This window comes from Ralstonia condita (assembly GCF_958405655.1).
Taxonomy (GTDB): domain Bacteria; phylum Pseudomonadota; class Gammaproteobacteria; order Burkholderiales; family Burkholderiaceae; genus Ralstonia; species Ralstonia condita.
Map to the genome: position 1 here is coordinate 596,319 of NZ_CATYWO010000002.1, position 11,308 is coordinate 607,626.

At 64.1% G+C, this 11,308-nt stretch carries 8 protein-coding genes; 2 read left to right on the forward strand and 6 right to left on the reverse strand.

The annotated features are described in order from the left end of the window. From R2N03_RS09315 to R2N03_RS09330, 4 genes are all read right to left on the reverse strand, one after another. Complete coding sequence (locus tag R2N03_RS09315) at positions 1-432, reverse strand: hypothetical protein (RefSeq protein WP_012429937.1); 432 nt, start codon at positions 430-432, stop codon at positions 1-3. Positions 433-633: 201 nt separating this feature from the next. Next, complete coding sequence (locus R2N03_RS09320; RefSeq protein ID WP_316657322.1) at positions 634-1,911, reverse strand: AI-2E family transporter; 1,278 nt, start codon at positions 1,909-1,911, stop codon at positions 634-636. A gap of 43 nt (positions 1,912-1,954) precedes the next feature. Continuing rightward, positions 1,955-4,339, reverse strand: coding sequence for a hybrid sensor histidine kinase/response regulator (locus R2N03_RS09325; protein ID WP_012429939.1), 2,385 nt, complete (start codon positions 4,337-4,339; stop codon positions 1,955-1,957). Positions 4,340-4,424: 85 nt separating this feature from the next. After that, positions 4,425-5,207 carry a DUF4397 domain-containing protein gene (locus R2N03_RS09330; RefSeq protein WP_012429940.1) on the reverse strand — a complete coding sequence of 261 codons (783 nt, stop codon included), beginning with the start codon at positions 5,205-5,207 and terminating at the stop codon, positions 4,425-4,427. 292 nt (positions 5,208-5,499) lie between these two features. On the opposite strand from R2N03_RS09330, the gene R2N03_RS09335 reads away from it, so the two are divergent. Then, positions 5,500-6,783 carry a hypothetical protein gene (locus R2N03_RS09335; protein WP_012429941.1) on the forward strand — a complete coding sequence of 428 codons (1,284 nt, stop codon included), beginning with the start codon at positions 5,500-5,502 and terminating at the stop codon, positions 6,781-6,783. Positions 6,784-7,056: 273 nt separating this feature from the next. Here R2N03_RS09335 and R2N03_RS09340 read toward each other — a convergent pair whose 3' ends face one another. Then, positions 7,057-8,361: an NCS2 family permease gene (locus tag R2N03_RS09340; RefSeq protein ID WP_316657323.1), complete on the reverse strand. Its 1,305-nt coding sequence runs from the start codon at positions 8,359-8,361 to the stop codon at positions 7,057-7,059. A gap of 1,405 nt (positions 8,362-9,766) precedes the next feature. Here R2N03_RS09340 and R2N03_RS09345 point away from each other — a divergent pair. Continuing rightward, a complete protein-coding gene (locus R2N03_RS09345; protein ID WP_316657324.1) occupies positions 9,767-10,840 on the forward strand; it encodes a replication protein RepA in 1,074 nt (357 codons plus the stop codon). Positions 10,841-10,916: 76 nt separating this feature from the next. Here R2N03_RS09345 and R2N03_RS09350 read toward each other — a convergent pair whose 3' ends face one another. Further along, positions 10,917-11,120 (reverse strand): cold-shock protein, encoded by a 204-nt coding sequence (locus R2N03_RS09350; protein ID WP_012429944.1) that lies wholly within the window; start codon positions 11,118-11,120, stop codon positions 10,917-10,919. Positions 11,121-11,308 lie beyond the last annotated feature (188 nt).

The window sequence follows — 11,308 nt, forward strand, 5'->3', positions numbered from 1 at the left end:
TCAGGGCTTGCGTTCTGCGCGACTGGGGCCGGGCCTGCCGGCCTCGTTGCGCTTGTCGGCCAGGTCGTCCGCACTGCGGTTGGCAACCCGCCGATCGGGATCTTCACGGTTGGCTGCATGGTGTTCGCGCACCACGCGCTCAACCCCGGGAGTGTTGTGCAGATCGGTGTCGAGCTGCCCGCTGTCGATGTCGCGCGCGGCCTGTTCGATATCGGCGCGCGGGCCGGAGCGCTGTGCCTCGAGCCGCTCATCGCGCGCATGCGGCGGGCGGTCTGCCGTTCTGCGCTCCGGTATGTCCTGCTCGGGCTTGCCCAATACGGCGTCAACGCATTCTTCCCGTTCTGCGGCTGGCGGGCGCGGCGGACTGGCGCCTGCGGACGTTGCGTCGCGCTGGTTGGCGCCGCAGACGACAGCATCTCGATGCGGGATCATGACGCCCTCCTGCGGACGAACTGAAGATGTCATGCAAACCGCAACTGACGTGCCAGGCATTCAGGCGCTTGCCGTCCGGCATGGCCGGCCCGCCACGCCTGACGCTCGGGGCACGGCGGCCGACCGTTGCCGATGCAGGGATCGCGCTTGTCGCGTAACGGTTACATCGCCGCTTGTAACGCTTGCTGCCCAACCACCAGCTCAACGCCGCGGCGCGCCTTGCCGGCGCCGTGTCGGCCTGCCGCGCAGACGATCGAGCAGGCGTTGCCATACCCCCGCGGGCGCGTCGGTCGTGCCAAGCAGGACGCCAAGCGGGCGCAGCCGCTCGACGTGATCGCACACCACCTTGATCATTGCCGTGACAGAGGTCCCCAGCAGCAACCCCCACACTCCCCACAGCCAGCCCCACAGCAGCAACCCGATATAGACCACGCACGGGTCCAGCTTGGACGCACGGCTCTGCAGCCAGGTCATGAGCAACGTGCCGACCAGCGTGGCAAACACGAGGGTCGTTCCCGCCACGATCAACGCATCCGCCCAGGTGCCCATCTGCAGATAGGCGCCGATGCCGCTGGCCACCACCATCACGACCGAACCGAGGTACGGCACGAAGTGCAACACGGCCGCCGCCAGGCCCCACACCGTCGCGTCGTCCATACCCAGAAGCGCAAAGGCCACGGCCGTCAGGATCCCCAGCATGATGTTGCTGGCGAAGAGCACCAGCAGCGAGTATTGGATCTGGGTGCCGATCCCGGCCATCATCCGCACCGCCCGCTTCTTCTCGCTCAGGGTGCGACCAACCGCCCGTACCCATTTGCGCTTGAGCGCCTGCCCGGAAGCGAGCAGGAAGTACACGAGGAACGAGACCACCACCAGTTGCCCGGCCAGGGCAAACAGGCTGGCCGATCCTGTCCACACGAACTCGCGCAGGGGCAATACCGGCAGCGTGTCGTGTGGCGCGGGTGGCGCGGCTGCCGCCGGACGCCGTGCAGGCTGCGACGGCGGCTTGGCCGGCACGCCTTCGGTCGCATGCTCGACGGCCGTCGTCACTTGCCGCATCTTGTCCACTGCACCGCTCAGGCGATCACGGACCCGATCGACCGATTCAGCCATGCGCTCTGCCGCCAGCGGAACGCGCTCGGCCACGGCAGACACGCCATCCTGCATGCCGAAGACCACCGCACCGCCTGCGAGCCACAAGCCAAGCACGATGACAGCCGCTGCCACGGGGCGCGGCACATACCAATGCTGCAGGCGTACCACCAGCGGATTCAGCGCAAATGCGAGCACCACACCAAACGTAAGCGGCACCAGGAACACGCGGGCCCACTGCAGGAAGACCAGCGTGCCGCCAATGGCGACCAGCACCATCGCCAGCCGCCACGCCGGCTGCTGGAGGCCGGTCAATAGCGTCGGCTGGGGCGCCGGCCCGGGGCCTGGAGGCGCCTGCGTCGAGTGGGTCGGAAGCGGGTCGGACATGGCAAGGAACGTGGTGCGCCCTGTTCCGCGCGGGCGCGGCATCTCAGGGCGCGGCCAGGTTGCGCAACGTACGCACCAGGTCATAAGGCGACACGGGCTTGACCAGGTGCTCCTGAAAACCGCTCGCCAGCGCACGCGCGCGATCGTCTGGCTGGGCAAAGGCCGTCAGGGCAATGGCTGCGATTGGGGAGGCGCCCGCTGGCACGTGCAGCCGCTCCCAGGTACGGATCTTCTGCAGGATCGCGTAACCGTCTTCATCAGGCAGGGCGATGTCGCACACCACGGCCCGCGGCCGCGCCGGCACACCCCACGTGTCGAGCTGCGTCATGGCTTCCTGGCCCGACCCCACGCTGGCCACGTCGGCACCGACTTGCGCCAGCAGCGTGGCAAGCGCATCGCGCGCGTCTTGCTGATCATCGACGAGCAGCACACGCAAGCCCGCCAGCGACGGAAGCGGGCCGCTGCGCGCAAGGTCCTCGGCGAGCGGCGGTGTCAACTCGGCTCCGGCATGCAGCGGCAGATAAACCGTGAAGACCGCGCCGCTGCGCTCGCCATCGCTATGGGCATGCACGCGTCCGCCATGCAGCTCGGTCAGGCGCTTGACCAGCGCAAGCCCCAGGCCGAGACCGCCGGTGCGGCGGGTGTGCGCACCATCGGCCTGCCGGAATGGATCGAACAGATAGGGCAGGAATGCGGGCCCGATGCCGCGCCCGTTGTCACGCACCACGATCCGGGCGACCTCGCCCACGAGGTCCGCTGACAGCCATACATCACCGCCTTCGTGCGTGAACTTGATGGCGTTGGTCAGCAGGTTCCAGACGATCTGCTCGACGCGATCTGCGTCACCATCGATTTCATGCGCTTCAAGCAGGCTGGCCACATGCAGCGTAATGCCGCGCTCCGCAGCCAGCGCGCGCACACTGTTGAGCGCACGCTCGATCGCGAGGCTCAGAACGAATGGCTCGCGCGTCAGGCGCAACTTGCCGCTCATGACGCGCGTAGCGTCAAGCAGGTCCTCGATCAGCCGTACCTGCTGCTCTACGCCGGTCTTGATGCCGGCCAGCGCGCGTTGCACGAGCGGTGAGCCGTCAGACAACTGGTTCTCCAGCACATAGGTCCAGTTCTGGATCCCGTTGAGCGGTGAGCGCAGTTCGTGCGACACCACTGCGAGAAACTGGTCGCGCGCCAGGGTGGCCGCCTCGGCGTGCGCACGCGCCGTCTGCTCGCGCAGCAACAGCGCATCGCGTTCGCGCTCCGCCTCGGTGCGCTCGGTGACGTCGTACACGATCAGCATCGCAGATTCGATGGTGCCAGTGCGGTCCTCCTCTGGAATCACGCGCACGTTGTAATGTGCGATGCCGGTGCGACGCTCCCCGGCATCCAGGTGCAGCGTGAGCGTCTGCTCGGCGCCCGTGGTGAATGCCAGCCGCGCCGCTGCGTCCAGCGGGCCGGCAACCGTCGCGGGCAAGGGTGATGCCGACAGCGTGCGGCCTGTCATGGCGGCCGGCGTCACACCAAAGGCATGGATCACCGCGCAGTTGACGTAGACGCAATGCAGGTCCCGATCAAGCCGTGCGATCACGTCCGGTGCATTCTCGACAAGCGTGACGAATTCGCGCTGGTGGCGGTAGCGCTCGCGCTCGGCCTCCTTGCGCTCGGTGATGTCCTCCTCCAGACATACGAGGGCCTGCACGCTCCCGTCGGGCCCCTGTTGCGGCGAATAGGCTGCGTGGACGAAGCGCGAGCCAATGTCCTCCGGGTACGGCAGTTCGATTTCGAAATCGACGCGCCGGCCCGCGAAGCCCTCACCCAGATGGGCGAGGATGCGCGCATACGCTGCCTCGCCCATCACCGCCCGCAGATGCGAACCAACCACCGCGTCGGGCAGCATGCCAAAGCGCTGCGCATACGCCCGGTTCGCAAAGCGCACGCGGTGCTCCGGATCGATCTGCACCAGCGGAAACGGCACGCTCTCGGTCAACCACTGCAGTTGGAATTCCGATTCGGTGAGTGCGGTCAGCGTTTGCTGGCGCTGCGTCACGTCTTCGATCACGCCGACGGCGTGGGCGGGCCCGCCGTTGGGCGACGGCATCAGGTAGCCACGCTCGCGCACGCGCTGCTCCCGGTGATCGACGCCGATCCACCGGTACTCGAGCACGAAGTCCTGCCCGCGAGCCAGGCCGTCCCATGCCGCGCGCAGGGCCGCGTGGTCGTCGGGATGCACGTGGGCCAGCCACTGCTCGCGATCGCCACACAAGGACTCAGCCCGTACGCCCCAGGTCTGCGCTGCTGCGCTGACGTGCAAGCGTGTTCCCGTCAACGGATCATCAATCCAGAACACGTCGAGAAGCTTCCCGCCAAAGAAAACGACACGCGCCTGCGGCACGCGGTGTGCCGGTGCCAGCAGGCCGGATACAGATGTGCTCACCGCGACTTTGCTTAGCAGTTTTCATTCCCGGCCCGCGCAAGAAAAAAAAGCGGTGCCTGGGCACCGCGTCGTGCTACGTGAAAGCTTACTGCGCGGGTAATTCGGAAGCCGTTTGCGATGCGCCGTTGGCCTGGGCCACGAGCACGCGGATGGCGTTGGGGGTGACCGTGCCCGCGCCGCCTGCGGGCAGCGTGGTGATCAGCCAGTCCGCATTGTTGGCCAGGCTGAATGGCTGCGAGGCGAAGATGACGCTCTTTGTGCCGGCCGTCGTCACGCGTATCTCGTACGTGCCACCGTCCACATAGATGGAATCCTGTGTGCTGGCAGGCGACGCGCTACCGTATGCGGCGCCGCCCATGGTCGGTGGCACAGCCGAAATATCTGCGTTCGGCGCCGTCACGTAGACATCGACATTGGGGGCGTTGTACGCGGCGTTGAAGGTACGCACACGCGCCTTGTCCGAGAGAATCGATTTGTCATATGGATCATCGATGATCGCCAGGCTGGTGGCCGAGGCCGTGGCGCCTACGATGGCAAGCGCCGTATAGCGATGACCGTTGGCCGGATTGAAATTGGCCGAAGCAAGCGGTGTCGCGCTGCCAGCGTTTGACACTGTGGCGGTCGTCGCAACGGCATCGATACCGAAATAGTTGCTAACGTTCTTGAAGCCGACATTGGCGATCCTGGTGGTGCCGTTGACCCCGAAGTCCACGTTACCAATGAATGGATTGACGTGCATCGTCCGGTACTGCGGTGAGCTGGTACCGATGATCTGGCCAATGTCATCACTGCCGCCGCCACACGCCGCGAGCATACCGAGCGAACCCAACAGCAGCACGGCTGCGATCTTCTTGATCTGCATCTTCATCTTGCACCTCGAGGAAAGCGTCTTGAAGCGGGCCGCATGATCTGCCGGCCCGTGTACGTTGTTGTCGACGCGTGGGAGCAAACGATAGCCGCGCACTTGACGGCACGCCTATCGATCCTGCTCCGAACGTCATGTCGGAGACACTCCGACACGCGTGCGACGCAGACCACCGAGCAGGCCGCGTGCCCGCGCCTGTTGATTCGCTGTGCTGGGACGGCGCATGCGGCTGCGCGTCAATGCGTCTCGCTATACTTGCGCGATCCGTGCTTGTCACCTCGACCGACCTTTCAGCATGTTCGATCCGCGTCCGGCAAACGCCGCGCCCCTCCCTCACCATGCGGCCTCCCAAGCGGATCCGCAGGCGTTTGCACTGGAGCGCGAACGTGTGCAGGCTTGGCTCGATGCGCGCGCTTCAGGCGCCCGTGCGGTTGGCGCGTCGACACTGTCGCAATACCGCGTGGAAGCGGATCGCGTGTGCTGGTATGCGCGCACCGTTGGCAAGCCGATCGCCGCCTGGCAGCGTGAAGACGCGCTCACCTATCTGCGCTTTTTGCAAGATCCGCCGCCGTGGGCAATCAGTGCGCGCGGCATCGATCGCAGCGATGTCAACTGGACGCCGCTGCGAGGCGCGCTTTCCGCGCGCTCCACCCGACAATGCAGCATCATTGCCGCCAACCTCTGCGGATGGCTTCAGCGTGCCGGATATCTGCGCGCGAACCCATTTCTCGACGATGACGCCATCGTCATCACCGTCCCGCCTCCGGAAGCGGGAACGGGAACCGCAACGGAGGCGTCCATTGCCGGCGCGACACCGACGCAGCCACAATCGCGCCTGAGCGCTGCCGACATGGGGCTGATCGTCGATGCGGTGCGGGCGCGCGTGGCTCTGGGCCGCGAAGCGCGGCTGCGGCAGGCACGCGACCACTTCCTGGCAGTCCTGCTCGCGCACGCCAGCCTGCGGGTAGCGGAGCTGGTCGCCGCACGCATGGGCGATGTGGCATTGCACGCGGTACCGCCCGCCGACGCGGCACCCGATGCCTCCCTGCCCGCGTCAGTCTGGCTGCTCCGCGCGGGTAGCGGACGCTCTCAGCGCTGGCTGCCGTGCGACGCGATCATGGGTGCGTTGCGCGAATACCGTACGGCGTTCGGCCTGTCGCCGCTGCCGCTGCCTAACGAAGCCACGCCGTTGCTTCTCTCGGTGCGCAGGCGGTCGCCACGACGCGCAGACGGCAGCATCATCGATTCCCCTTCGCTGCGCCGTGACTTCGGCGAACGCAAAGGCCTCGCTTCACGCTCGCAACTGCTGCTGATCGTCAAAGCCATGCTGAGCGAGGCGGTCGACTACGCACGAGCCATGGGTCAGCCCGATGCCGCAGCACGTCTGGCGCATGCCTCGCTGCGGGGTGTACGCACGGCGCATCTGCGCGAGCGGCTCGCCGCCGGAGAGGCCGCTGCCGACGTTGCCCGTGCACTGGGCCTCGCCGCATTGCCGGCGGTCGCCGTACGCGCACGTGAAGCCGACCTGGCCGCCAGCATCGCCGACGCGGCCCGCAAACTGGCCACGCCCTCGGCCTGACACGCCTCCACACACGACGCAGAAACGGGTACGCAAGCCAGACGGGCCCTTCGGGAGCACACTGCACCAAGCCCCCATGGCACGGGCATCTAGCAGACAGTTGTCGCTAACTTCGTACGCAGAAGTAGGTACGCTCCGAAGTACGGGCGCTGGCAATAGCACGCAGAAACGGGTACGCCCGGGCCCATCGTCGGTCGCAGAAACGGGTACGGCTTGGTAGCTGGCAAAAAAACGCGGACGCAACGGTCCGCGTTTTTCTGCCAGGCAAGGCACTCAGTGTCCGCCCGACAGATAGAAGAATCGGAACAGAAACACGGCCGAGATGATCCACACGATGATCGGCACCTCGCGGGCACGGCCGGTAAATAGCTTGAGGCCCGAGTAGGTGATGAAGCCAAACGCGACACCATTGGCAATCGAATAGGTGAACGGCATCATCAGCGCGGTCAGCACGGCCGGCACGGCTTCGGTGGTGTCCTCCCAGTTCAGGTCCACCAGTTCGCGCAGCATCAGGCAGGACACGTACAGCAGCGCGGGCGCGGTGGCGTACGCCGGTACCACCCCGGCCAGCGGCGAGAAGAACAGGCACAGCAGAAACAGCACCGCAACCGTCAGTGCGGTCAGGCCCGTGCGGCCTCCGGCTTGCACCCCGGACGCGCTTTCGATGTAGGCCGGGGTGGACGACGTGCCCAGCAGCGACCCGGCCATGATGGCCGTGCTGTCCGCCAGCAACGCCTTGTTCAGACGGTCCATCTTGCCCTGCTTGAGCAGACCGGCACGGTTGGCCACGCCCATCAGCGTGCCGGTCGCGTCAAACAGCTCCACCAGGAAGAACACCAGCACCACGTTGAGGATGCCAACCGAGAGCGCGCCCATGATGTCGAGCTGGAGCAGCGTCGGCGTCAGCGACGGCGGCATCGACACCACCCCGTGGAAAGTGTTGCCGGCAAAGAAGAAGCTCGCTGCCGTCACGGCCAGAATGCCGATCAGGATGGCGCCCTTCACGCGCAGATGGTCCAGTGCCACGATCAGGAAGAAGCCGATCACGGCGAGAATGACCGATGGCTGATGCACATCGCCCAGGGAAACCAGCGTCGCCGGATTGCCGACGACCAGGCCGGCACCCCGCAGCGACACGATGCCCAGGAACAGCCCGATTCCCGCCGTGATCGCCACGCGGATCGAATGCGGAATCCCGTTGACGATCATTTCGCGGATGCGGAATACGCTCACCAGCAGGAACAGGCAGCCCGAAATGAACACCGCGCCGAGCGCCGCCTGCCACGTAAAGCCCATGCCTTTGACCACCGCATACGCAAAATAGGCGTTCAGCCCCATGCCGGGCGCCATGGCGATCGGATAGTTGGCGTACATCCCCATGATGATCGTGCCGGTGGCGGCAGCGATGCAGGTGGCCACGAACACGGCGTCGTGGGGCATGCCCGCGTCGGCCAGGATGTTCGGGTTCACGAAGACGATGTACGCCATTGTGAGGAACGTCGTCAGGCCGGCGAGCACCTCGGTGCGCACGTCGGTCTGGTGTTCCTTGAGCTTGAAAAAGCGCGTAAGCCAGGTCATGCCGGTTGTCTCCTCTTGTCGTGAAGCGCCATCGCCGGCTGGCTCGGCATGGCACACGGATGCTCTGCCGCGTGTGCCCCGCGGGACAACATGACGCTTGGCAGGATTCCCGGGCGCAGGGCGTCACGGATTGAAATGCTGTTCATGCGATGGGAGGGATGGAGAGCGCGCAAGCCAAGTGCCAGAGCGCCGCGCGCGGGACGCGCATGATGCCTGAAACGCCAGCCACCTGCACAGGCCGTGGCAGTGCATCGCCGCCCGAACGCCTGCTGGGCTGTCGGCGCAACGCGTACCCGTTTCTGCGAAACGGTTCCGGCAAGCAGGTTGCAGGCGAATTTGCGTACCCATTTCTGCGCGTGATGTCGCAGAAACAGGTACGCATAAGGGCCGCCGCCATCAGGGGCATCAGCTATGGGGGCAATAAGCACGCGTACCCATTTCTGCGTAGCACCCCCGCGCCCGGAAAAGACAAGCGAACCCGTTTCTGCGAGAGGATTGTCGTGAGCAGCGTACCTGTTTCTGCGCAGGCATACGCAGAAACGGGTACGGCTACCGTTGCAGCCCGCGCTGTAAGGCGTTGGCGAATAAGGGTTTTTACCCGCAGAAACAGGTACGGCCCGCACGTCGTTGCCGATCAACAGCTGATCCGCCTCGTCCATTGGTTTCAGCGATGAAAGTTTGAGGCCTAGGCGTTGCCTGTTGAGCTCAACGCGCAAGCGCAGCGTTCCGCATGTCGATGTGGACATCGCAGAAACGGGTACGCCTGTCTGCGCAGGTGCCTAGACAGAGCGTGCGCTCGCTTTCATGGAAAGTCTTTGCCTACGGGTACCGAAATGATGCCGACCCACGGAAGACTCGCAGATTCTGGTACGCCTTCCAGTGGCGTTACAGCCAACGTGGACGCAGAAACGGGTACGCATAAGTCAAAAAGACACCGGTGCAAAGGTCAAGTCCGTCGATGAATCCGCAGAAACGGGTACGATGGGCCCAAGAGCCCACAACGGGTGGCATTTTTCGCCCGTGTTCTGTGGATAACACTGTGGACAACTCAAGGTTGTCCCCGCAGATTCCGGTACGGGGATTGCGCAGAAGCGGGTACGGTTATGCGCAGAAGCGGGTACGCTGTCTCGCAGATTCAGGTTCGCTGCGCCGCAGAATCGAGTACGCTTTTGCCCCCTAAACCCAGCGCCAGCAACGCTTTGCGGGGCGCGTATACGGTTTACCTGTAGTAAACGTAGTAGGTATATATGGCTGGTAGTTAGGAAAGGTCTTCCGTGGACAACCCTACAGGTTGCCCACCGACGCCCTTCCCCCAGCAACGAGTAAAAATCAGAAAACGTACCCGATTCTGCGTGACAAGGAGAAGGCGTTTTAGTACAAAGGCTTTGAACAATTCTTGCCCATCATGGTCACCAAACGCCTGACAGCCAACGGGAAGCCGGAAGACGCCGCACCCGGCCGCATCATCGTCCCTTCGGGAGGACAGGTGATTGCTGCGCCGGAAAAGTTTCAGCGGCTCTTCGATGAAGCCCAGGCCATGGAGCGTGAAGACGCCTGGCAAAGCGGCGAAGTGGGCTTTCTGAGTCGCGCGAGCGTGCAGGTCACGTTGCCCTACCGGGCGCCCAAGGGCTCGCCGCCGGTATGGACCCGGTCGAGCGGCAACATCTCCCTCATGATCCAGCCGGGCTACTTCACGCAGCAGCGCTCGGAACGGGCCAGCAACGGCCGGCAACGGATCGTCTCCGAGACTGTCTCGTTCGGCTATCCCTACGGCTCGTATCCCCGGCTGATGCTGGCGTGGATCGGCAAGGAAATCATGGCCAAGAAGAAGCGAGGCGAATTCCAGGGTACCGTGGAGGACCGGCGCATCTCGCTCGGCAACTCGCTTTCCGAGTTCATGTATAACCTGGGCATCCCGATGGCGACCGGGGGCAAGCGGGGGACCATGACGCTGGTACGCCAGCAGATGATCCGGTTGTTCTCGGCGACGATTGCCATCGTGCAGAACAAGTCCGCCCCCAATCAGAACCAGAATCAGGAGCCGCTATCCATCGACCGGATCGGTTATCTCCTGGCAGATCAGCTCTCGACCTGGTGGGACCCGATGCAACCCGGACAAGGGTCGATGTTCGAGAGTTTCGTGGTGCTGTCGGAGCCGTTCTTCAACGAGCTCGTCAATCGGCCCGTGCCTGTCGACATGCGTGCGCTGAAAGCGCTCAAACAATCCCCGTTCGCGCTGGACGTCTATTCTTGGCTCACCTATCGCTTCTTCACCATCCAGAAGCGTACGGAGATACCGTGGGAGGCGCTGCAAATGCAGTTCGGTACCGAGACGGAGAGCGAGCGCAAATTCCGGGCGCTGTTTCGCAAGGCGTTGAAGGACGTGCTGGTCGTCTATCCGGACGCCAAGGTCGATGCAGATTCGTCCAAAGCCCTGATCCTGCAGCCTTCACGCACCAGCGTGCGAAAGTTGGCTTGACGCAAAAGGATGAGGGCAAAAAGAAAGGGGAGCCGAAGCTCCCCTTTTTCATTTCTGGCGTGTCAGCCTGAAATGCTTATTCCGGCCTGATCCCGGAGGCTTGCAGACCCTTCGGGCCTTGCTTCACCTCGAAGGAGACCTTCTGACCGTCCTTCAGGGTCTTGAAGCCGGAACCCTGAATTTCGGAGAAGTGCGCGAACAGATCTGCGCCGCCGCCGTCCGGAGTGATGAAGCCGAAGCCTTTGGTTTCGTTAAACCATTTGACAGTACCCGTGGCCATGCAAAAATTCCTTAAAAAAAACAAAAAACACGTCGTCCAGCCGATCCGGACATCGCACGAAGAGTCCGGCTCATTCCGAATCTTGCGTAGACAAAGTCTTCAGACGACTGTCTGATCATCATAACCAGTTTGGTCCACAGTGTCGATGGGCGGCATTTTTCCAAAATGTCGCTTTTATGCACCCGCTG